Genomic DNA, 22976 nt, shown 5'->3' on the forward strand with positions numbered 1-22976 from the left:
AAAATTGTGGCGGTAAAGGCAACTATTTATAAAGCGAACCTGAGCGTATCGGATATGGATCGCAATGTGTTTGGCGATTTTAATTTGACTATCGCCCTACATCCTTCAGAAACCCTTGAGCGCATGATGGTGCGTATTCTAGCCTTTTGTTATCGCGCTGCGGAAAATTTAACCTTTACCAAAGGTTTGTCTTCCATGGAGGAACCGGATTTATGGCTGAAACACGACAACGGCACGATTCTGGAGTGGATTGAAGTAGGTCAGCCAGCGCCAGATCGCTTGAAAAAAGCCTCGGGTCAGGCACAGTCCGTTCAATTGTTTAGTTACGGCCGCGGCATGGATGTCTGGTGGAAAACCAACAGCGCGGCTATTCGCGCTCTACCCAAGGTGAGCATCCATTATTTTGCTGCCGACGAATTACAGGCGTTAACTGCGCTCGCGGATAAAACGATGAATCTCTCAGTGACGATTACTGAATCCATCGCCTATGTTTCTACCGCGACAGACAGTGTGGCGATTACCCTACGCGAGATGGAGTAGCTGAAATGACCATACCTAACATGCCCTTATCAAATATGAATGCGCCTTTGCTGGCGATTGTGGATATTACCCTCGATAACGCCCAACAATTTTTAATTGATGAATCCTTTAATCGTCCTGTTGTCGTCGATTTTTGGGCCGACTGGTGTGGCCCCTGTAAAAATTTAATGCCAGTGTTGGAAAAACTTGCCAACGAATATGCGGGCGCTTTTTTATTGGCAAAGGTCAATGCAGATGATCAGCAAATGATTGCATCGCAATTTGGTGTGCGCAGTTTGCCCACAGTTATGGTGATGCAAAATGGTCAGCCAATCGATGGTTTTACTGGCGCTTTACCTGAGGTGCAAGTGCGTGAATTGCTGGCCAAGTATTTGCCCAAAGCGTGGGAGGCGCCGCTACATCAAGCGCAAGCGCTAATGGCGGCAGAGAATTTTGCCGACGCATTACCTTTGCTGCGCGAGGCACATGAAGCATCGCAACAATTGGCGAGTATTGCGCTGTTAATGGCGCAGTGTCATGTGGCGCTTAATCGAACTGATAATGCAGAAGCGATTTTATCCACGATTAAAATGACCGATCAGGATGCACTTTACGAACAGTTAACTGCACAAATAGCACTGAAAAAGCAGGCTGCCAAAACACCGGAATTAGCTGCATTGGAAAATGCTTATGCCGCAGCACCGCAGGATTTAACTCTGCGTTATCAATTGGCTTTGCAGTATCAGCAAGAATCTTTATATCGCCCTGCGTTGGAGCACTTATTGGATATTATTCGCACTGAGCGCAATTTTGCCGAGGGTGAGGCGCGCAAAACTTTTACCGCAATTATTGCTGTGTTAGGAAAGGCGGATCCACTAGCGATAGAGTTTCAGCGCAAGTTATTTACCTTGCTTTACTAGCCTTTACCTCATGGTAAATGGTCGCTGCCAGCAAAAGTGGGTACACTGAACACCTGTAAAAAAACCGTAACGTGAGCGCCCCAAGAGGGCCAGCCCCTTAATGGCAGCCACCATGCTGCTAGAGGATTATGATAGACAATGAGTAAGCGCTATTCCCTGATCGCATTCCTGGCCATCTGTTTGGCTTTGTTCGGGTGTGGCAAAAACAGTCAGGACGCGACTCCCTTGCCCGAGTTTTGTACAAAAGACGGTTCGCGGCTTTATATTAAGCAAGGCAAACTCCGTATGGAGATTATGCCTAAAGTGGCTGGGCGCGTTTCGTCATTGCGATACGATGGCCATGAGCTGCTGGTGACCGATGCTGATCAAAGTAATATCACTGATTGGGGCACGGTATTTTGGTCTAGCCCTCAAGCTGAGTGGAATTGGCCTCCGATCGATACCCTTGATAGTAAACCTTACTCGCTAACAACGGATGATGAGCGTGTGGTGTTAACCAGTGAAGTGGATAAAAAAACTGGCTATCAATTTACCAAAACCTATCTACCTACTGGCGATGATCGTATCGCCGTAACTTACCGCATCACCAATCACAGCGATCATGAAAAAAATGTTGCTCCGTTAGAAGTGACGCGGTTACCTCCGTCGGGTGATTTATTTTATCCGCGCGGTGACTCTGACCCTATTAGTGGCATTTTTTATCCGTTGGATGTGCAAAATATTGGTGAGCTGACCTGGTATCACTACGACGCAAAAAAAATTCGCACCGATCATCACAAGGTGATGCAAGATGGCAAAGAAGGTTGGGTTGCCTATGTCGATAAAGGCTATTTGCTAGTCAAGGAGTTTGCTGATAACCCTCCCACCGCTATAGCCACGGGTGAGCGGGAAATAGAAATATTTGCACACGTAGAGCATATTTTCATTGAGATGAAGCAGCAGGGCGCTGTAGTGGCGCTGGCACCAGGAGAGTATCTGGAGTGGACAGTGATTTGGCATGTGAAAAAACTGCCAAATGATTTAGCAAAAAATCCTGAACCTCAAGCGCTTGCTGCCTATGTGCGCAGTTTGCTGTAAACAGCTTGGATTGAAAGTTTAAAAAATCGCCGCGTATTTTAGCGGCGATTTTTTTTGGTTTTTAAACGACGAATGCGATCAGCTTCTTCTTTTTCGATTCGTTTTTTCTCGTCTTCTGCTTTGGCGGTCGTCACTTCAATTTGCGTCATTTCCGGCGTTTCCCAGCTAATTGGCCCGAGTAACCCCGCACGTATTTCGGTGATTAATATGGACGACACTTTTTGCAGATCCACGCCGCCACCTTTGCGCGTGCAGCCGCGTTTTATGCCGATGGCATCGAGCACTTCCAAATCTGATTCCGGCAATTCTGCCAAGCCATAGCGTGTTTTTAATGCATCTGGATAAACTTTTAACAAATACTCAGCGGCATAAAGGGCGATATCAGCGTAATCAAACACCGTGTCTTTTATCGCACCGGTAATGGCAAGGCGATAGCCGCAGGAGGGGGGTGATAATTTAGGCCACAAAAATCCAGGGGTATCGGTTAATAAAATACCATTTTCCAATTTGATTTTTTGTTGTGCTTTAGTCACACCGGCTTCGTTGCCGGTTTTAGCGATAACGCGCCCGGCAAGGGTATTGATAATGGTGGACTTGCCTACGTTGGGAATACCCATAATCATTGCGCGTGCAGGGCGGAGATCGCGCTGACGCTCGCTAACTAAACTGGTGCACACATTTAATAAATTGCGAATTTGCTCCGGGCGCTGCTGGCTCACCGGTAGAGCTTTTACACCGGCTTCCTGCTCCATTTTTTCCACCCACAGCGCGGTAATCGCCGGATCGGCCAAATCGGCTTTGTTGAGTAATTTAATGAGTGGTGTATCGCCGCGCAAACTTGGCACCAGCGGATTTTCACTGGAGAAAGGAATGCGTGCGTCAATCACTTCAATTACCACATCCACATGGGGCATGACTTCCGCAATTTCTTTGCGGGCCTTGTGCATATGACCGGGGAACCAATTAATAGTTGACATGATTTACTCGAAGGAGAATTTAAAGCGTATCCAGCGGTTCACTGGAATCGAAATGATGCAGTAATAGACACTCGTCATCGGACTCGCTTTCGCAAATGACAACCGAAACCGGCGCGATGATAGTGGCGTAACTGGCGTCTTGATACAGGCACTCGTTGAGCGCCTGCCAAAGTGGAGCGGGAAACTCAGTAAAAAAATTGAAGCTTAAATAGAGTTTGCCCTTTTCTTCAATTGCGTCCACTTCGGGTGAGCGAATCCCGCGCACGCGCTGCAAAAACGCGTCGCGATCAAATTCGCGGCTGTATTTGGGTTGGATTTGAATGCTGATGCATTGCATTGGCGGATCCTCGAGTGCAATTGCGGCGATTATACAGAAAGCGCAAGCCAATCACCTTGAATAACTCGGGGCATATCCAAGCAGGTGGGTTGTTAAGAAGGATTAATCTTCCGCCGCCCCATTTAGGCGGTAACCGGTTTCAGCTATGATGCGGCCTTCTTTTTCTCCCTTCGGTAAAATCTGTGTCTTCTCCTTTATTCCGCCCGATTGCGCTGGGTCTATATCTTTTGTTTTTTACGGCGGGGGTGGTGGGTGCTCTGGTGTTGCCCACCTTTAGTTTGTTTCTTGCCAAAGAAATTGGTGTGCGTCCGCTGTTGGTTGGTTTGGCATTTGCGGGAATTGCCTTGGCGAGTATCGGCTACAACCATTGGCTGGGGCACTGGTCGGATAAGCTTGCCGATCGCCGCCCGCTGGTGATTATTTGCTGTTTGCTCGGCACGCTTGCCTGCGCAATTTTTGCGTTATCGCGCAATTATTGGCTGGTGGCTTTTACTGCCGTGTTTTTACTCAGTTTGTCGATGGTGTCTTTTTCGCAAATTATGGCCTACAGCCTGGATTACGCCGAAGCTGAAATTCCAGCTGAGCGCATTCCGTTATTCAATGCCATCATGCGTGCGCAAATTGCTTTTGCATGGGTGGCGGGGCCGCCAGCCGGTTTTTTGTTGGCGACTTATTTTGGTTTTGATGTGAGTTACGGTATTGCTGCGCTGTTGTATGTGTTGGTTGCCATCGCGAGTGTTAAATTATTACCGCGGTTGCCGGAAAAAAATAAGCCGGTGAATGTTGCCGGTGAGCGTGTAGCGCTGCCACCTTTATCGCCGTCGATTAAACAATCGCTCTGGTTGTGTGCAATTGCATTTTCGGTATTGTGGGGCGTAAATAATGCCTATCTTATTAGCTTGCCAATTCACCTGAAGGATAATTTGCACCTAGATGCCTACTGGATGGGGTGGGTGATGGGTACTACTGCCGCATTGGAAGTACCCTTTATGTTATTGGCTGGGCACTATGCCAGCCGTTTCCGTTTGATTAGTTTGGTGCGCTGTGCGGGTATTGCTGCATTGTTGCTTTATATCGGCATTTATTTCGCGAGTGAGTTGTGGCACTTGTTTGTGCTGCAAATTTTTAATGCGATTTTTATCGGTGTTTTAGCGGGGTTGGGCGTGTCAGTTATTCAGGACCTGATGCCGGGGCGCTCGGGGGGCGCTTCAGCGCTCTACACCAATACCACACACATCGGCAATTTGTTGAGCAGTTTAATGGTGGGCTTGGTGGCGGATTATTATGGTTACCATCAGGTGTTTTTAGTTAATATCCTGCTGGTTTTTGTGGCTATTTGGGTGTTTGGTAAAGTGAAAACCTCGCGCGAATTGGCGCAGAGCAGCGGTTGATGCAGTGATTAATATATCGCTGTGCTGATTAATCTATCGCTGCGCTTTAATCTTCATCTTCATTTAATAGTTTTTCCAAATCTTCCACGCTCATTGCAAACAGGCGGTGACGCAATTCGCGCTCTATTTGCGGCATCATGCTCAGCATTACCTCTTCAACTAAATATTGACGAGGTTTATTGACCTTATGGGCAATATTTTTGGTGGAGCTGATAATTTTTTTTGCGGTTTCGTATTCGAATAGCGGTGGCGGGTTGTTGCCGTGCAGGCGTTCGCGAATGTGTTGCGGCAAAAATGGGTTTTCGCCGCTGGCTTTGGCCAGTGGGCGATGATCGTTGTGCGGCGTGTGAGTGCCGCTTAAATGCGCGCTAAAGCCTTCCCTTTTGTGTTCTTGTGATTGAGTTGAATGGTGATGTTTCGCCGAATCCGTTAATGAAGTCGTATGGTTGTTGAGTTGATCTGCAATTTTGGCGAGGGTGGATTTAGGTTCTTCAAACAGTGAGCCTTGTCCGGGCAATACGGATTCATGTCGGGTGACCAGTAGGGGCGGCTCGCTATGAAATTCCTCATCAAGAATTTCATCTTCTCCTTCCATTTCTTGCAAGATAGGAATGTCATCTTCTTCCAGTAATAATCCTTTGATGGACTCCAGTTCTTGCAAAATTTCGGCTTTGGTTTTATTCGTATTGGCCATAATGCTTACCTTTCAATCGCATTGTCTGTGTGTGCGGATCACAATTTCCGGGTTTCAATGGGATAGCCGCGGCTTTTATAAAAGCTGAAGCGTTCGCGGCTGGCTTGCAAGCTTTCTTGTTCCTGAATGACCACTTCACTCAAACGTTCAAAACGGCTGAAGTAGGGCGGTGTGGCCTTGCTCAAGTTAAGCAATAAACTCTGGTGATCGCCAGCTTCTTGGGTGAAGGTGATCTCCACTGGCGCGGGCTTGCCACCGTTAAGCAATTGGTGCGGGATAAAACTTTCCGGCTTAAATGTCCAAAGCAACTCATCAAACGCGCGCGCGTCGGCTTCGTTATCCATTGCTACCAGTACCCGCATGCCCATGCGCTGTACTTTGTCGATCAAACGGCAAGCAAACAACCAGCGGGCGTCGCTGGTTGTTTCTGGCAGTATATAAAAATCAACCTGAGTCACGATCAAACCTGATTCAGCAAGTATTGCACCAGCATAGTCACCGGGCGACCGGTAGCGCCTTTGGCACCGCCAGAGCGCCAAGCGGTGCCGGCAATATCCAAGTGCGCCCAGGCAAATTTCTTGGCAAAGCGCGAGAGGAAACAAGCTGCGGTGACGCTGCCTGCTTCGCGCCCGCCGATATTGGCGATATCGGCGAAGTTGCTGTCGAGTTGTTTTTGGTAGTCATCCCACAGCGGCATTTGCCATGCGCGATCACCCGCTTCTTCGCCCGCTTTCAGCAGGGTTTTCGCCAGCTCATCGTTGTTACTAAACAGGCCGGTGGCGTGGTTGCCCAGCGCAATGACGCAGGCGCCGGTGAGGGTGGCTATATCCACCACGGCTTTGGGTTTAAAGCGCTCGGTATAGGTGAGAGCATCGCACAGCACCAGGCGGCCTTCGGCATCGGTATTGAGGATTTCAATGGTTTGGCCGGACATAGAGGTCACTATGTCGCCCGGTTTGGTGGCATTGCCATTGGGCATATTTTCCGAGGCGGCAATGACGCCAACCACATTGATTGGCAGTTGCAAATCAATCAGGGTCTGAAAGGTGCCCAGTACACTGGCCGCACCACACATGTCGTATTTCATTTCGTCCATCGCAGCGCCGGGTTTCAGGCTGATGCCGCCGGTATCAAAGGTAATACCCTTGCCGACCAGCGCGATGGGAGCCTGTTTTTTGTTGCCGCCTTTGTACTCCAGCACGATGAGTTTTGCTGGCTGATCACTGCCCGCTGCAACTGACAGCAGTGAGCCCATGCCCAGCTCTTTCATGTGTTTTTCTTCGAGGATATTAACGCTCAGCTTGGCTTGCTTGGTGGCTAGGCGCTTTGCTTCGCTGGCGAGATAAGTGGGGGTACAAATGTTGCCGGGTAAATCGCCCAGTTCGCGCGCCAAATTGACACCTTTGGCGATGGCTTGGCCGAGCTGCAGGCCTTTAGTTGCATCGGCAACTTGTGTTTTGGCTATACCGAAGATCACTTTCTTCAGTTGCAGACTGATTTCAGCAGGTTTACTTTTGAGTTTGTCGGCGCGGTAATCAAGTAGGCTAAGGCTTTCCGCTACCTGGCGCGCCTGCCATTGGGCGTCCTGCTCAGCAACGCTGATATCAGCCAGTGCGATGGTGATTTCAGTGCAAGTGGTCGCGCGCAATGCGTCAGCGATTTTTTGTACCGCGCGGCGATAGTTGTCGGCGCTCACATGGCCATCTTTGGTGGCACCAAAACCCAGTACTAACAATCTCTCTGCCGCTATTCCTTGTGGATTTAATAGCAGCAAACTTTGTCCTGCCTTACCTTGGAATCCTTCGCGCTTGAGCAGTGCTTCAAGCTGGTGTGCATCGGCAACATTTACCGCACTGGCGGCGGGGGCGAGCTTGATTCCTTCGTAGCTGCCAACAACCAGGCATTGGGTAGTTTGTTTAACCGGCTCAACGACTTTGGCTGAAAATTGAATCAAGCCGGGTTTAGGAGTCGCAGGTTTGGCAGATTTTGCAGGGGCTTTGGCGGCGGTCATAGAAAGTCCTTGGTAAAAAGCAATGGAAAATTCGCTCAAGACAAATCGGGCGCGGTGCGTGATAATGCCACAATTTAAGCGGGGCATGGCGGCAAAATTCGGTGAATATCTGAACCTTGTCGCGTAACGCAAGTCACTAGCCTCGTCTACGGATTGCATCGCTATTACTTGTTGGCTTTATCGGATAAACGGTTGAACAAGTTTTGTACGCGTCACTAGCTAATGTCGAATGACAGGATTATCACTTTGATTATTTTTCGTTATCTCTCGCGGGATTTATTGATTACCAGTCTGGCGGTGAGCGCGATCTTGCTCACTATTTTTCTCTCTGGAAAATTCGGTGATTACCTGAAAGATGCAGCTCAAGGCAAGCTCGCCGTTGATGTGCTATTCACCGTCATCGCTTATCGTATGCCCAACTTATTGGAATTGATTTTACCGCTAGGATTTTACTTGGCGATCTTGCTCGCCTATGGGCGCATGTATATCGAAAGTGAAATGGTGGTGTTATCAGCGACCGGTATGAGTCAGTGGCAATTGGTGCGCATTACTTTAATGCCCGCTGCTGTAGTTGCGCTGATTGTGGCGGCATTTAGTTTTTGGTTGAGCCCATTGGGTGCGCAGCTCACTGAGCAGGTGCTCGCGGAGCAGCGTAATCGCAGCGAGTTTGAAAGCCTACAGGAGGGGCGTTTTCAGGCGATAAGTCAGGGGCGCATCATGACTTATGTTGAGCATATAAGTGACGATAATAAGCGCCTTAATCAAGTGTTTGTGGCGCAGCAAGATGGCCAAACCAATTCTACTATTGTGATTGCCGAAACTGGTGAGCAGGCCTACAAAGAGGATTATGGTCAGCGTTATTTAGTGCTGCACAATGGCTATCGCTATGAAGGCTTGCCTGGCACCAGCGAGTTCAAAATTACCCAATTTAAAGAGTGGGGCAGGTACTTGCCACCCACCACCAGCGAAGCAGAATTTGAAAGTGAAGCCGATGCTAAAACCACAGTGCAATTGTTTGCGGCGACGGATTTGGAAAGTAAAGCGGCGCTGCAATGGCGCATTTCCATGCCGTTGATGGTAATAATTGCAACCTTGCTAGCGGTGCCGCTGAGCAAAACCAATCCGCGCCAAGGGCGCTACCTGAAAATGCTGCCAGCTATTTTGATTTATATTTTTTATCTCGCTTTTTTAATTAATGCGCGCGGCGCCGTTGCTGAAGGTGATCTGCCAGTGTGGCTAGGTGTATGGGTCGTGCATATCCCCTTTTTGATCACTGCTCTATTGATGCTGAATTGGCAGGCGCTGTTGCAATTGCGTAATAAACCTGTGGGGGCTGCACATGCATAAAATTACCGCTTATATATCCCGCACGGTTTTTTTTGCAATTGCGATGACGCTTCTGGTGTTTGTCGCACTGGATTTTATTTTTGGTTTGATTGCGCAGTTGGAAAAAGTGACGGAAACCTATACCGCGCTAGAAGCCTTTTATTATATGTCGCTTACTGTGCCTCGCCGTCTTTACGATCTAATCCCTTATGCCTGTTTGATTGGCTGTCTCGCGGGTTTGGGCTTATTAGCCAGCACCAGTGAATTGGTGATTGTGCGTGCGGCAGGTGTCTCGGTAAAACGTATTGCGTGGATTGCGTTGCGCCCAGCGTTGATTTTTATTGCTATCGCGTTATTGTTGGGTGAGTTTGTTGCGCCTTATACCGAGCAGATGGCAGATAACCGTCGCCATTTTCTAAAACACAACGTATCCCAACAAGCGCCGCAGAAAGTGTGGAATCGCGAAGGTAATGAATTTATGTATGTGAGTGCAGTATTGCCTAATGGGGTTATCTATGGCTTAACGCGCTACAAATTTAATGATCAGCATCAGTTGGAATCGGCGAGTTTTACTAAAGAGGCTGTTTATCAAGAAGGTTATTGGCAAGAAAAAGAGATCTCTATTACGTTTATGGGCGCCGATGGTGTGCGCAATGAAACACTTGCTGAGCGCCGCTGGGAAACGCCGTTAACACCTAATTTGTTTAATATTTTAGTGCTCGCGCCAGAAGACATTTCAATGCGCAACCTGCATTACTATACCAATTATCTTGAGGCGCAAAACCTCACGGCCAATAATTACAACTTGGCGTTTTGGCAAAAAATATTACAGCCACTTGCCACTGCCAGTTTGGTTTTGATCGCCATTTCGTTTGTGTTTGGCCCGCTGCGCAGTGTAACTATGGGGCAGCGGATTTTTACCGGTGTAATTTTTGGTATCGTCTTTGTGCTGCTACAAAAGCTGCTGGGGCCATCCAGTTTAGTGTTCGGGTTCCCGCCGTTAATTGCAGTGATGATTCCTATCTTGCTGTGCATCGCATTGGGAATTTATTTGCTGAGTAGGGCGCGCTAACCACTATGCTACAAGGGCGTGAGTTATCCGATAGCCGTTTTCAAATCGATGCGCTAGATGGTTTACGCGGGCTGGCGGTGCTGATGGTGTTTGTCAGTCACGCCAGCAAAAACAATATGGATCTCTTGCCTGGTTTCGATTTGTCCGGAATTGGAAAGGGGGGAGTCTATTTGTTTTTTTTACTCAGTTCATTTCTATTGACCCTGCCATTTTTGGAAAAGGGTAAGTCTGCGTTCGCCATTCGCCCAATGGTTAATTATGGTGTACGGCGATTTTTCCGCATTTATCCGCTGTTTGTTTTTTATTTGCTGACCTGTGTGCTGGGTACTTGGTTGGTGGCGTATTTCGATATTTATACTCCGCTTGGCGGCATTCCATTTGCACTGAATTGGTCTGATTTTTTTGCTCATGTGTTGTTGCAAAAAGGCTACTCGGTAACTTGGAGTATTCCAGTCGAGTTTCGTTATTATTTTGTGTTGCCGTTAGTGGCCGCACTTTATGTATTTATTGCTCGCGCCCGGTTGTGGTTGTCGCTAACAATCTCCGCTGTATTGATTGCCGGGACACAAGTATTTTGGCCACAAGATAGTGTGCCGCTGAATTCTCCATTTCTTGGCCCTTATCTTTGTCTGTTTTTAATGGGGGCCGCCTTGGCGGTTATTTATTACTGGTGGAAACAATCTACTTTGCAAAATTCCCGTGCTGCACGCAGATTGATTGAGTGGAGCGGGTGGTTATCCTTGTTGATTATTGTGTGTATGACGCCCGCTTTGGTCTCGTTAGCGTTGCAAAAACAAATATCAATTATGCATTTTCATCGCCAATTCTTGCTCTATGGTTTTTTGTGGTCAATGGTGTTGTGGGCTTGTGTTAGCGGTAAGGGCGGAATGGCAAAGGTTTTTTCGTGGCCGATATTACGCTATTTTGGTTTTATCAGTTTTAGTCTTTATCTGTTTCATATTACGGCGATAAAATTGCTGGTCACTTTTGTTCCAGACTTACCTGGTGCGGCTTGGATTGCGTTGGGAATGGGTGTTGCCATAGCGCATCTGACTTGGACCTATATAGAAAAGCCCTCAGCAAAAGTTCGTATTCGCTAATGATTATTTGGTTTCCTTACTGAGCAATACTGTGCGTGTTTTACTGATTTTATCGTGCAGCGTTTGACGTTCGGCGTTGGTGTACATCAGCCAATAACCAGCACCAAAAAAACAAAGTGATAGCGGTGCGCAGAGAAAGCGAATAACACATTGTGCATAGCTGGGGCAGTTCAGGTTATCGCTATTTACGATTTTCATGCGCCAGGTTTTCATGCCTAGTGTCTGGCCAGATTTGTGCCAGAAATAGCAAAAAAACAAACCTATAGTAAAAATCCATCCGATAAAAACCACTACGCCGAATATTCCCCAAGTAACACGTTCCCCCGTTTCCGGTACACCTTTAACCGCTACATTAATGCCGGTCATAACCGCGCCATACAAAATGCTAATCGCCATAATTAATAAAGTGTCGTAGACCATAGCGGCGAAACGGCGCAGCAGGCTAGGGGAGGCAAATTCAACTGTGTTTGGGTTATTCATGGTGGGGGCGTTCATAGTGGGGTTGTTCAGGGTGGGCGATTACACTTTAAAATGCAGTGCCCAAGGTGTGGTGGATGTGGCTGTTTGACCGAGACCGATAAATCCGTGGCCTTGTAGCGGAAGTTCTTCGCGGCGCAAGTAAATCGGCGCCTGCTCATCTACATACACATAGGTGCCGTTGGTGGAGTGATCGACCAATACATATTTGCCGCGTCGAAAATCAATATGGCAGTGTTCGCGTGAAGCCAAATCATTTTCAATTAATAATTGGGATTTGTGCGGATCACGCCCGATGTGAAAAGGAGTTTGTTCTGGTAGCAGTGAAATAGTGCGCTCATTGACCACCAACTCCAGTTGGAATTTATCGACAAAACGGGTGACATCATGAATCGGCATCACCATCGTTGCACGATTATCTTTGCCCGAGTGTTCCCATTCCAAACGATAAATCAATGTTTTCTCTGTTTCGCCTTTGATGTTGATGCGATCAAACATTTGGCAGTCGCGGCGCAGAGCGTCGTCCATTGCATCAATCACCGATTGGGTTATCACAATTTGATTGGCGCGGGCGATATGCGCTACACAAGCGGCATCGTTAACCCTATCGCCAAATACATCAGTGGGTGTGATAAGAACATCGCCATAAGCGATGCCAATACGAATCCCTAAATCCTTTAAGCGCGGCTCTTTAATACTGCGTTGTTGAATCGCGATGGCGGCTTCGCAAGCCTGGTGAACCAAATCAAAGCGCGCCATGATTTCGTCGCCAATGGTTTTCACCAGTGTCCCTTCATGCACTATGGTCAGCGCCGTCATAAACTGCACCGCATCATCAATAGTCGCTTTAGCTTCTTCATTGCCCACCCGCTTATACAGCGCCGAACTACCGGAAACATCGGCAAACATAATGGCTTGTGTTTGGCTGTGTTGATTCATTCGATCCATGGCTTATGAGTGGTGAGGGTGCTTATGATAAGCGCTTTGTATTGCGGGAGCAAAACTGGGTAATTAGGATGAGAAAATTGTGGTGGGAGATTCGGTGAAAAAGTAGCACCAAATATTTGCAGTAATAAATGCGCGCAATAAAAAAGGGCTTACATTGCTGTAAGCCCCTTTCGGATTTGGTGCCAGTGGTCGGACTCGAACCGACACGCTTTAAGGGCGCCGGATTTTGAATCCGGTGCGTCTACCAATTCCGCCACACTGGCGAGTGGTGCGCATTTTAATGATTTGCCGTCTGCTGTCAAACACTAATTACAAAAACTTCATAATCTCTGCAATTACTTATCCTCTTGATTCAATTACTAGGCAAGTTGATCAAAAAGCAGTTTATTTGCGGGATTAATCCGTTTGTCTGATTTTGCAACAGCCCTAAATTGGGTTACCCTGCCGACCTTTTTAACGCCAATCCTTTGAGTCTCCTGATTGATATGCGCCGCCAAGACTTTTCTTACGAGTTGCCCGATTCCCTTATTGCCCGTGCGCCTGCAGCGCAACGGCGCGGTAGCCGCTTATTGCAGTTGGATGGCCTGAGCGGGCAGCTCAGCCACAGGCAATTTCCCGATTTGCTCGATTTAGTCGAGCCGGGTGATTTGATGGTGTTTAACAATACTCGCGTGATTCCCGCGCGCCTGTTTGGCCAGAAAACCTCGGGCGGGCAGGTAGAGATTTTGGTGGAACGTGTGCTGGATAATCGCCGCGTGCTTGCTCATACCCGTGCCAGTAAAGTGCCGAAAGTGGATTCGCAGGTTATTTTGCAGGACGGCACCCGCGTGCAATTGGTTGCGCGTCACGACGCTTTGTTTGAGTGGGAATTTCTGGGCGATGATTCAGCATTGGTGGTGCTGGAGCGTATCGGCCATATGCCATTGCCTCCTTATATAGATAGGGATGATGTTGCCGCCGACCGCGAGCGCTATCAAACCGTGTACAGCAAAGAGCAGGGTGCGGTTGCGGCGCCCACTGCGGGTTTACACTTTGATGAGTTGATGTTGGAGCAGCTGCGTGAAAAAGGCGTGAATATTGCGTTTGTTACGCTGCATGTGGGCGCGGGGACGTTTCAGAATATGCGCGTCGATAATATCGCCGAGCACCAGATGCATTCAGAAATTATGGATGTGTCGCCCGAAGTTTGTGAACTCGTGCGCGCCACTAAAGCGGCAGGTAAACGGGTGGTCGCGGTAGGGACAACCAGTGTGCGCAGTTTGGAGTCGGCTGCGCAGGGTTATGCTGATGCCGCGCAAAAAGGGGCTATTCATCCTTATCAGGGTGAGACCAGTATTTTTATTTATCCCGGTTATGAGTTTCATGTGGTCGATGCGCTGGTGACCAATTTCCATTTGCCAGAATCGACCTTGATTATGTTGGTGTCGGCCTTTGCTGGATATGGTTTTACTATGGCGGCTTATAAAGAGGCTGTCGCCCAGCAATACCGTTTTTTCAGTTACGGTGATGTCATGTTTATCACCCGTAATCCCGCTGCTGCGCAACAACCAGTGAAACAACCAGTGGGCGCTTCTGTTTAAATACTACTTATCTGAGCCGAGAGAGAAGATCGTGACCAATCAATGTTTTATGGAATTTGAATTAGATAGCCAGACGGGCAGGGCGCGTCGTGGCCGGTTGAAGTTTCCGCGCGGCACAGTCGAAACTCCGGCCTTTATGCCGGTGGGCACCTACGGCACCGTGAAGGGCATGACCCCGCGCGATATAGAAGATATAGGCGCGCATATCATTCTCGGCAACACCTTTCATTTAATGCTGCGTCCCGGCACTGAAGTGGTCAAAGCCCATGGCGACCTCCATGATTTTATGCAGTGGAAAGGGCCAATTCTTACCGATTCTGGTGGTTTCCAAGTATTTAGTTTGGGCAAGTTGCGCAAGATCACCGAAGAGGGGGTGACCTTTAGATCGCCAATCAACGGCAGCAAAGTGTTTATGGGGCCTGAAGAATCGATGCAAGTGCAGCGCGATTTGGGTTCCGACATTGTGATGATTTTTGATGAATGCACACCTTACCCCGCGACTGTTCATGAAGCGCGGGATTCGATGGAACTATCGCTGCGCTGGGCCAAGCGCTCTAAAGTCGCGCATGGTGATAATCCTTCCGCGCTGTTTGGTATTGTGCAGGGCGGCATGTACGAAAACCTGCGCACTGAATCGCTAACCGGTTTGGTTGAAATTGGTTTTGATGGTTATGCGATTGGCGGACTGTCGGTCGGTGAACCTAAAGAAGATATGCTGCGCGTGCTTGAGCACCTTACGCCACAGATGCCCAAGCACAAGCCGCGCTACTTGATGGGTGTGGGCAAACCCGCCGATTTAGTAGAAGGTGTGCGTCGCGGTGTGGATATGTTCGACTGCGTCATGCCGACACGCAATGCGCGCAACGGTCATTTGTTCACCAGCGAAGGTGTGATCAAGCTGCGCAATGCGAAATATCGCGATGATACCGGCCCGCTGGATGCGCAGTGCGATTGCTACACCTGCAAAAATTTCTCCCGCGCTTATCTGCATCACTTGGATAAGTGCAACGAAATGCTCGGGGCGCAACTCAATACGATTCATAATCTGCGCTACTACCAACGCATCATGGCCGATATGCGTCAGGCTCTGACTGATAATACATTTGACGCGTTTTTAACGGATTTCTATGGCCGTCAAGGCTTGGAAGTCCCGCCTGCGCCCCCAGTATGAGTGCGGCATCGTTGTTGTGAGTGAATTAAAGGGTATAATCCGGCGCCCTTGACCATACCTCAGTCTGATTGATGACTGCGAGCAAGTAAAATTAAGTTGGGAAACCCCTATGTTAAATCGCTACCCGCTCTGGAAATATCTACTGTTGATCTTTGTGACCATCGTAGGTTTCGTCTATTCCATTCCAAATATTTATGTGCCTGATCCTGCTGTACAAGTCTCTGGCGACTCCAGCGCAAAGGTGTTGGATGCTGCGACCCTTGCCAAAATGGAAGCTTCGCTCAAAGAGGCCGGTATTGATTACTTCGGTGCTGAAGTAAATTCCAAAACCGCCATGGTGCGTTTAACAACGCGCGATCAACAAATGCTCGCGCGCACAACTATTCAGCGCGCGCTCGGCGATGGTTTTGTGGTGGCGTTGAATAATGCCTCGACCACACCTGACTGGTTGCAAGCGCTCGGTGCTGCGCCGATGAAATTGGGCTTGGATTTGGCGGGCGGCGTACACTTTTTGATGGAAGTAGATACTGCATCAGCGGTAGCAAAACGTCAGGAAGTGAATTCTGATGAAATGAAATCCAAATTGCGCGACGCTAAAGTTCGTTATTCGTCAATTGATGCGAATAAAGATAATCAAATTGTTGCGCGTTTCCGCAGTGCAGAAATTCGCGATGCAGCCTTAAGTGAACTGCGTGGCGATTACCCTCAATTATTGTTCGCCACATCCGATGCAGAAGATAGTGCGGCTGATGCCACTTTCGTTGCAACTTTCAGTGAAGCGGCAGTGCGTGAAATTGAGGATTACGCCGTAGGCCAAAACCTGATTACGTTGCGCAATCGTGTGAATGAATTAGGTGTATCCGAGCCCATGGTGCAACGTCAAGATCGCAATCGTATTATTGTGCAGCTTGCGGGCATTCAAGATCCTGCCGAAGCGAAACGTGTAATTGGTAAAACTGCGAACCTTGAGTTTCGTCTTGGCGCCAATGATAAAACTCTGGTTTCGAACCGTGAAGAATTTCCCTATAAAGATGAGTTGACCCAAATGCAGCGCGGTAACGCAGTGCTTGAGCGCTCAGTTATTGCTACCGGTGATCGCGTCTCTAACGCAACCAGCAGTTTTGATCCGGAAACTAATCAGCCACAAGTAAACATCACTCTCGATAGTCTTGGTGGTGCGAAAATGCACCGTGTTACGCGCGACAATGTTGGCCGCGGCATGGGTATTTTGTTTATCGAATACAAAACCCGCACCACGGTCACTAAAAATGCAGCGGGTGAAGAAGTTGAAAAAATGACTCAGTACGTGGAGCGCAAAGTTATTAGCTTGGCGACCATTCAAAGTGCGTTGGGCGTGCAGTTCCGGATTACGGGCTTGGATAATCCTGCAGAAGCATCTGAACTTGCGTTGCTATTACGCGCAGGTGCATTAGCAGCACCTATGCATTTTGTTGAGGAGCGCACCATTGGGCCGTCACTGGGTGCTGAAAATATTGAGCGTGGGTTGAAATCAGCCTTATGGGGCTTCGCCATAGTGGTGGTATTTATGTTCCTCTTTTATGGCGTGTTTGGTGTTATCGCTAATATAGCCTTGGCGATGAATGTACTTTTGCTGTTAACCGCACTGTCTATGTTTGGTGCGACTCTGACTTTGCCTGGTATTGCTGGTATTGTTTTGACGATTGGTATGGCGGTAGACGCCAATGTGCTTATTTTCTCACGTATTCGCGAAGAGCTAAGAGCTGGATCTTCACCGCAGCAGGCGATTTATGCTGGCTATGAGCGCGCCTTTGTAACCATTCTCGATTCCAACCTGACCACCTTGATTGTGGCCATTATTTTGTTTGCGATAGGTACCGGGCCGGTGAAAGGTTTTGCGATCACTCTAACCTTGGGTATTTTGACATCGCTATTTACCTCAATTGTTGCGAGTCGTGGCTTGGCTAATCTTATCTATGGCGGGCGCAAGAATTTGCAGTCAATTGCTATCTATCCGCTTCCTCCTTTTCACCGCTTTCGCTAAGAGAGATTGTTCATGACTCAGGATATGAAAATTATCAATTTTATGGGTATACGGAAGTTTACTTCCGTCACCTCAATCGTATTAGTGCTTGCCTCCATTTTTTCGATTGCTTTTTTTGGTTTGAAAGGTGGTTTGGATTTTACCGGCGGTACACAGTTGGAGGTGTTGTTTAATCGGCCTGCTGACCTGAACAAGGTGCGTGAAGTTCTCGAAGAGAAAAAGTTGAAAAGCCCGGTTGCAGTTTTATTTGGCTCCGATCAGCAAGTAATGATTCGCACTCAGGATGAAATGAAATTAAAAGGCCGCGAGTTAATCGCTGAAAAAATTACCGCTGCTGGCGGTATGCTGGAAGCTATTGAGCGCCCATCCCGTGAATACGAAGGCTTTGCTGATGTGCTGGTCATTGCCAATCTCAGCGCAGAGGCATTACAGCAAAAAGCCGTGATTAGTGAGGAAGATTATGGCCGGGTGCAATATGCTCAACGCGACGGTAAAACATTGGTGGCTTTAGAAAACTCGCTGGACTCTGTTTATCTCAAAGCGTTGTTGGCCGATATGGAAGTAGCGACAGGTGCAAAAATTGAATTGCGCAGTTCTGAATTTGTTGGGCCGCAAATTGGCGATGAGTTGCGCGATCAAGGTGGCTTGGGGTTGTTGACGGCATTTGTGTTGGTATTCCTTTACGTTGCAGTGCAATTCCAATGGAAGTTTTCAGTGGGAGCGATCGCAGCGCTGTGTCACGATGTGATTATCACTTTGGGCATTTTTGCCGTGTTTCAGTGGGACTTTGATTTAACTGTGTTGGCGGCGATTTTGGCGCTGATTGGTTATTCCATTAACGACACCATTGTTATCTACGACCGCATCCGCGAAAACTTTCGCATCCTGCGCAAAACTGATGCCTATGAGATCATCAACGTCTCGCTTACACAGACTTTAGGGCGCTCGATTATGACCTCGGGTACCACGCTCTTGGTGTTGGTGTGTTTGTTTTTGTTTGGTGGTGAATTGTTGCGCGGATTTTCAACGGCGCTTATCATCGGCATTTTGGTGGGTACTTATTCATCTACTTATATTGCGGCGCATATCACTGCGGCGTTGGATGTCAGCAAGGAAGATCTGATGCCCAAAGAAAAAGAAGGTGCTGAATTAGACGATGCACCCTAATTTTTCGTTTTGAGTCATCTACAACAGCGCCCTCGGGCGCTGTTGTTGTTTGTGGGTAGTGATTTTTGATGCGATTGTACAAACGGGATATCTCGGGTATCGTCCTCTCAATCTCCCCTTAACGCATCCACTAAAATTCTATGATCGAGCACATCAGTTTTAATCCTGCATTGCAGTTGAGTGATGATATTGAGTTGCTGCGCACTACGGTGGGTCGCTTTCAGCGCATTTTTAACGGCAGCGGTTACGGTTTTTGGGAGTGGGATTTACGTACTCACCATATAGAGTGGTCGGGTGGGTTTTGGGAGCGGCTGGGTTATGGTTCAGACGATGTGGGCGGGATCAGCGATGCAACTAATGTGTTGGCCTATATGCATCCGGACGACCGTGAATATGCGATTGAGGCGGCGCGCCAGCATTTGCGCAGTGGTATCCCACTGGATGTGTCCTATCGTATTAAAACCAAAGCCGGTGATTATATTTGGACTCAGGTTCGCGCCGATTCAATGCGCGATGAAAAAGGTCGCGCGATTATTATGTCGGGTGTGAACTTTGATATCACTGAAATTAAAAAAGTTGAAGCCGCGTTGCGGGAGAGTGAGGCGCGTCAGGTACGCATCATTCAGGCGTCTAGTGACGGTATTTGGGAGTGGTATGCCGATCGTGGCGGTTTTCATTTTTCCCATCGCTGCTGGGAACTATTAGGCTACCAAGATCTGGACGATGTGCTGACAGAGGGTGAAGATCGCTTAAAAATTTGGCGCAGGCATATTTATCCGCTGGATCTGTCCAAATTTGATGATGCATTAGTGGAGCATATGGCCGGGCGTGCCCCGTTTGATGTGGAGTATCGGCTGATTAACACAGATGGCGAGATTCGCTGGATTCGCGGCCGTGGACGCGCTGTGTTTAATGATAAAGGTCAGCCGATTATGATGTCGGGCAGTAATATGGATATTACCGAAGTTAAGCGCGCCGAAGAGCGGGTTATTCAAGCAAAAGAGCAGGCTGAAAAAGCCAATCGCGCCAAGTCTGAATTTCTGTCGAGCATGAGCCATGAATTGCGCACACCACTGAATGCGATTCTCGGTTACACCCAATTGTTTGAATACGATGGCAATTTGAAATCCCAGCAGATCGACAATGTGCGCGAGATTCGCAAAGCGGGCGAACATTTGCTGCAGTTGATTAACGATGTGTTGGATCTTGCCAAAATTGAATCGGGCAATATGACTGTGTCGCTTGAACCGGTATTGGTTTCGCGCTTGATTACTGAGTGTTTTACCTTGGTGCAACCGCAGGCTGATGCCAAAGGGATTCGTTTATCTTCATCGCTGGCAGAGTTTTCCAATACCTATGTAATCGCCGACCATGTACGTTTCAAGCAAGCTTTATTAAATTTGCTCAGTAACGCAGTGAAATACAATTTTGTCGGGGGGGAGGTTGAGGTGAAACTGTTTGCCCAGCAGGGGCAGCAGTTGCGTATCAGTGTGCGTGATACAGGGCGCGGCATTCCCCTGCAGCGCCAAAGTGAAGTTTTTCAGCCTTTTAACCGGTTGACCGCAGAAAACACCAATATTGAAGGCTCTGGGGTGGGGCTGGTAATTACCAAACAACTGGTAGAGATGATGCAGGGTCGCCTCGACTTCACCAGTGCAGAGGGGGTGGGTACTACCTTCTGGATTGATTTCCCCATGGCGACAGAGTGGAATGCAGAATCGATTGTGCGCATCTCATCAAGCAAAGATTACACCCCGGCAACGCTGAATGTTCAACGTCGCTGCAAGGTACTTTATGTAGAGGACAATCCAACCAATATTCGTTTGCTGCAGCAAATCTTTACTCGTTATCCGCAGCTTGAGCTGGATATTGCAGAAGAGGCATTTCTGGGGATTTATAAGGCGCGCAGTTCTCTGCCTGATTTGGTGATATTGGACATTAATTTGCCAGGCATGGATGGTTACGATGTCTTGAGTGTGTTGAAAAACGACCCTGATACTCGCGCAATTCCGGTGATTGGTCTCTCAGCCAATGCAATGCCTTACGATGTGGAACGTGGGCGCAATGCAGGTTTTTATGATTATTTAACCAAGCCCGTTGATATTCATCGCTTGATAGATGTATTTAATCTGTTGTTGCACGATCATTAATGCAAATAGTTTGATGGCTATTAAATAAAAAACGGCGAGCCGAGACTCGCCGTTTTCTACAGGGCCTGTTGAAAAATTATTTCAAATGCCCAAGATTTTTTTGCACTACCTGTAACACAGGTTTAAATACTTTAGGTGCACCACAGACGATATGACCGCTTTCCAGATAATTGCTGCCACCATTAAAGTCGCTGATCAAACCGCCAGCTTCTTTAACTAACAGAATTCCGCCAGCGATATCCCATTCGTTTAAATTCATCTCCCAGAAGGCATCAAAACGGCCGGCGGCAACATAAGCCAGATCCAAAGCGGCTGAACCGCAGCGGCGAATGCCTGATGTTTGGCCTGCAATTTCCTGCACACAGGCAAGGTATGGGCCGATGTGCTCCAGTGCGTAACCACTAAAAGGAATGCCGGTGCCAATCAATGCACCTTCAAGATTGCGGCGGCTGGACACACGAATACGGCGACCGTTAAGCGCAGCGCCACGGCCACGGCTAGCAGTAAATTCTTCGCGTTTGATAGGGTCTATAACAACGGCGTGTTCGATCTGGCCTTTGTATTTGCAAGCGATGGAGATGGAGAAGTGCGGAACCCCGTGAATAAAGTTGGTAGTGCCATCAAGCGGATCGATGATCCATTCGTAATCGGGATTTTTGCCTGGTTGGTGGCCGCCTTCTTCGCCGCGGATACTGTGATCGGGGTAGGCTTTACGGAGATGGTAGATGATTTCTTTTTCGGCAGCTTTATCGACTTCGGTAACGTAGTCGTTGCGGCTTTTGGTTTCAATCGTTAACAAATCAACACGCTCAAATGCGCGTTCAATTAACTCGGCAGCTTTGCGCCCAGCGCGCAGAGCAATAGTCAACATGGGTTCCATAAAGCACCAATTCAGTAGGCTGAAAGTTATTAGCCAATGTTAAACAAGCAATTAGATCCTATCGATTAGATAGCGCTAATTCAGGGGGTCGGGATTGTATAAAGAGCGGGGCCGCAGGTGATTTGAGCAACTCTTGCCTCACACCTCTCGCCAAGGGCGCGAATTATAGCGGCAAGTCCTCACTGGAGGCTAGTGATAGTTGACTGTATACTGCGCGCCTTTTTACGTGACGCACTTTCTCACTTCAATTCACCGCGAGATTTACCTATGTCAGCCCAGCCTTTTGCCAATATCCGTATCGTTTTGGTCAATACCAGCCACCCCGGCAATATTGGCGGTGCCGCGCGGGCGATGAAAAATATGGGGTTATCGCGTCTTTATTTGGTTGCACCGCAGGATTTTCCGTCCGATAAAGCTGTGTGGCGCTCCGCCGGTGCGACTGATGTCTTGGATGATGCGGTGGTGGTTGAGACACTTGATGAGGCCATCGCTGGCTGTAGTTTAGTCGTGGGCACCAGCGCTCGCGAACGCCGAATTCCATGGCCGCTGCTTGATCCGCGCCAATGCGGTGAAAACGTGTGGGCAGAGGCGGGCAGTCATGAAGTGGCAATCGTATTCGGGCGCGAAGATCGCGGTTTGACTAACGAAGAACTGCATAAATGTAATTATCACGTACATATTCCAGCTAACCCGGATTACAGCTCATTGAACCTCGCGACCGCGGTGCAGGTCATCAGTTATGAAGTGCGTATGGCGTATTTGCAGGCAGCTGAGGGCAATACGCTGCCACAGCACCAGTGGGATATGCCCCCGGTTGAGGCGCAAGCCATGGAGACCTACTACGAACACCTTGAGCAAACACTCGCTGAACTGAACTTCCTCGATCGCGATAACCCCAAGCAGACCATGACTCGCCTGCGCCGCCTCTATAACCGTGTGCGTATGGATCAAATGGAGCTGAATATTTTGCGTGGCGTGTTGACGGCGGTGCAGAACTACATCCATTACAGCGGCAAAGTTATGACTAAATTTGGCAAAACGCCGGGTTTGGAATCTATGCGAGAGCTAACCAAGGGCGACAAGCCGGCGGAATAGTGCCTAAATACAGACGATAATCTGTCGCAACAAGGATTGCCCGTTGGAAAAAGTTGAATAC

The 22976-nt window shown here is 48.4% G+C and carries 21 protein-coding genes and 1 tRNA gene; 13 read left to right on the forward strand and 9 right to left on the reverse strand.

Annotated features, from left to right (window positions below):
• The first annotated feature begins 6 nt into the window (after nt 1–6).
• From AC2CG4_RS18035 to AC2CG4_RS18045, 3 genes are all read left to right on the forward strand, one after another.
• Nucleotides 7–540 carry a YaeQ family protein gene (locus AC2CG4_RS18035; RefSeq protein ID WP_484487592.1) on the forward strand — a complete coding sequence of 178 codons (534 nt, stop codon included), beginning with the start codon at nt 7–9 and terminating at the stop codon, nt 538–540.
• Between the two features lie 5 nt (nt 541–545).
• A complete protein-coding gene (trxA, locus tag AC2CG4_RS18040) occupies nt 546–1439 on the forward strand; it encodes a thioredoxin (RefSeq protein ID WP_484487593.1) in 894 nt (297 codons plus the stop codon).
• Nucleotides 1440–1577: 138 nt separating this feature from the next.
• Complete coding sequence (locus tag AC2CG4_RS18045) at nt 1578–2516, forward strand: YidC/Oxa1 family insertase periplasmic-domain containing protein (protein WP_484487594.1); 939 nt, start codon at nt 1578–1580, stop codon at nt 2514–2516.
• 38 nt (nt 2517–2554) lie between these two features.
• Here AC2CG4_RS18045 and ylqF read toward each other — a convergent pair whose 3' ends face one another.
• A complete protein-coding gene (gene ylqF, locus AC2CG4_RS18050; RefSeq protein ID WP_484487595.1) occupies nt 2555–3493 on the reverse strand; it encodes a ribosome biogenesis GTPase YlqF in 939 nt (312 codons plus the stop codon).
• Nucleotides 3494–3512: 19 nt separating this feature from the next.
• Nucleotides 3513–3830, reverse strand: a complete 318-nt coding sequence (locus AC2CG4_RS18055) for a hypothetical protein (protein WP_484487596.1) — start codon at nt 3828–3830, stop codon at nt 3513–3515.
• Nucleotides 3831–4012: 182 nt separating this feature from the next.
• On the opposite strand from AC2CG4_RS18055, the gene AC2CG4_RS18060 reads away from it, so the two are divergent.
• Nucleotides 4013–5221, forward strand: a complete 1209-nt coding sequence (locus AC2CG4_RS18060) for a sugar efflux transporter (protein ID WP_484487597.1) — start codon at nt 4013–4015, stop codon at nt 5219–5221.
• 46 nt (nt 5222–5267) lie between these two features.
• On the opposite strand, the gene AC2CG4_RS18065 is transcribed toward AC2CG4_RS18060, so the two are convergent.
• Genes AC2CG4_RS18065 through AC2CG4_RS18075 form a run of 3 tightly spaced genes read right to left on the reverse strand, consistent with a single transcriptional unit; the run spans nt 5268 to nt 7926 of the window.
• Nucleotides 5268–5915 (reverse strand): hypothetical protein, encoded by a 648-nt coding sequence (locus AC2CG4_RS18065; RefSeq protein ID WP_484487598.1) that lies wholly within the window; start codon nt 5913–5915, stop codon nt 5268–5270.
• 38 nt (nt 5916–5953) lie between these two features.
• The gene (locus AC2CG4_RS18070; protein ID WP_484487599.1) at nt 5954–6373 is read right to left on the reverse strand and encodes a DNA polymerase III subunit chi; all 420 of its coding nucleotides are present in this window, start codon (nt 6371–6373) and stop codon (nt 5954–5956) included.
• A 2-nt stretch (nt 6374–6375) separates the two neighbouring features.
• Nucleotides 6376–7926 (reverse strand): leucyl aminopeptidase, encoded by a 1551-nt coding sequence (locus AC2CG4_RS18075; RefSeq protein WP_484487600.1) that lies wholly within the window; start codon nt 7924–7926, stop codon nt 6376–6378.
• A gap of 246 nt (nt 7927–8172) precedes the next feature.
• On the opposite strand from AC2CG4_RS18075, the gene lptF reads away from it, so the two are divergent.
• From lptF to AC2CG4_RS18090, 3 genes are read left to right on the forward strand one after another with little or no spacing between them, the layout of a single operon-like run.
• Nucleotides 8173–9273 carry an LPS export ABC transporter permease LptF gene (gene lptF, locus AC2CG4_RS18080; RefSeq protein ID WP_484487601.1) on the forward strand — a complete coding sequence of 367 codons (1101 nt, stop codon included), beginning with the start codon at nt 8173–8175 and terminating at the stop codon, nt 9271–9273.
• Nucleotides 9266–10324, forward strand: coding sequence for an LPS export ABC transporter permease LptG (gene lptG, locus AC2CG4_RS18085; RefSeq protein WP_484487602.1), 1059 nt, complete (start codon nt 9266–9268; stop codon nt 10322–10324). The genes lptF and lptG overlap by 8 nt, the downstream gene beginning before the upstream one ends.
• A gap of 5 nt (nt 10325–10329) precedes the next feature.
• Nucleotides 10330–11424: an acyltransferase family protein gene (locus AC2CG4_RS18090; protein ID WP_484487603.1), complete on the forward strand. Its 1095-nt coding sequence runs from the start codon at nt 10330–10332 to the stop codon at nt 11422–11424.
• Nucleotides 11425–11427: 3 nt separating this feature from the next.
• Here AC2CG4_RS18090 and AC2CG4_RS18095 read toward each other — a convergent pair whose 3' ends face one another.
• From AC2CG4_RS18095 to AC2CG4_RS18105, 3 genes are all read right to left on the reverse strand, one after another.
• Nucleotides 11428–11919 (reverse strand): RDD family protein, encoded by a 492-nt coding sequence (locus AC2CG4_RS18095; protein ID WP_484487604.1) that lies wholly within the window; start codon nt 11917–11919, stop codon nt 11428–11430.
• A 24-nt stretch (nt 11920–11943) separates the two neighbouring features.
• Nucleotides 11944–12840 (reverse strand): adenylate/guanylate cyclase domain-containing protein, encoded by an 897-nt coding sequence (locus tag AC2CG4_RS18100; protein WP_484487605.1) that lies wholly within the window; start codon nt 12838–12840, stop codon nt 11944–11946.
• Nucleotides 12841–13026: 186 nt separating this feature from the next.
• Nucleotides 13027–13112, reverse strand: a tRNA-Leu gene (locus AC2CG4_RS18105).
• A 222-nt stretch (nt 13113–13334) separates the two neighbouring features.
• On the opposite strand from AC2CG4_RS18105, the gene queA reads away from it, so the two are divergent.
• The 5 genes from queA to AC2CG4_RS18130 all read left to right on the forward strand — a co-directional run bounded on the left by queA (nt 13335) and on the right by AC2CG4_RS18130 (nt 20940).
• Nucleotides 13335–14429: a tRNA preQ1(34) S-adenosylmethionine ribosyltransferase-isomerase QueA gene (gene queA, locus AC2CG4_RS18110; protein ID WP_484487634.1), complete on the forward strand. Its 1095-nt coding sequence runs from the start codon at nt 13335–13337 to the stop codon at nt 14427–14429.
• A 49-nt stretch (nt 14430–14478) separates the two neighbouring features.
• Nucleotides 14479–15600: a tRNA guanosine(34) transglycosylase Tgt gene (gene tgt, locus AC2CG4_RS18115; protein ID WP_484487635.1), complete on the forward strand. Its 1122-nt coding sequence runs from the start codon at nt 14479–14481 to the stop codon at nt 15598–15600.
• 109 nt (nt 15601–15709) lie between these two features.
• Nucleotides 15710–17623 carry a protein translocase subunit SecD gene (secD, locus tag AC2CG4_RS18120; RefSeq protein WP_484487606.1) on the forward strand — a complete coding sequence of 638 codons (1914 nt, stop codon included), beginning with the start codon at nt 15710–15712 and terminating at the stop codon, nt 17621–17623.
• A gap of 12 nt (nt 17624–17635) precedes the next feature.
• On the forward strand, nt 17636–18790 hold the full coding sequence (secF, locus tag AC2CG4_RS18125; protein ID WP_484487607.1) for a protein translocase subunit SecF: 1155 nt from the start codon (nt 17636–17638) through the stop codon (nt 18788–18790).
• Between the two features lie 140 nt (nt 18791–18930).
• The gene (locus AC2CG4_RS18130) at nt 18931–20940 is read left to right on the forward strand and encodes a PAS domain-containing protein (RefSeq protein WP_484487608.1); all 2010 of its coding nucleotides are present in this window, start codon (nt 18931–18933) and stop codon (nt 20938–20940) included.
• A gap of 76 nt (nt 20941–21016) precedes the next feature.
• On the opposite strand, the gene AC2CG4_RS18135 is transcribed toward AC2CG4_RS18130, so the two are convergent.
• Complete coding sequence (locus tag AC2CG4_RS18135; protein ID WP_484487609.1) at nt 21017–21820, reverse strand: inositol monophosphatase family protein; 804 nt, start codon at nt 21818–21820, stop codon at nt 21017–21019.
• 267 nt (nt 21821–22087) lie between these two features.
• Here AC2CG4_RS18135 and trmJ point away from each other — a divergent pair, with 267 nt between their 5' ends.
• Nucleotides 22088–22915 (forward strand): tRNA (cytosine(32)/uridine(32)-2'-O)-methyltransferase TrmJ, encoded by an 828-nt coding sequence (gene trmJ / locus AC2CG4_RS18140; protein WP_484487610.1) that lies wholly within the window; start codon nt 22088–22090, stop codon nt 22913–22915.
• Nucleotides 22916–22976: the final 61 nt, after the last annotated feature.

The sequence above is a fragment of the Cellvibrio sp. ATLC23 genome (assembly GCF_057196725.1).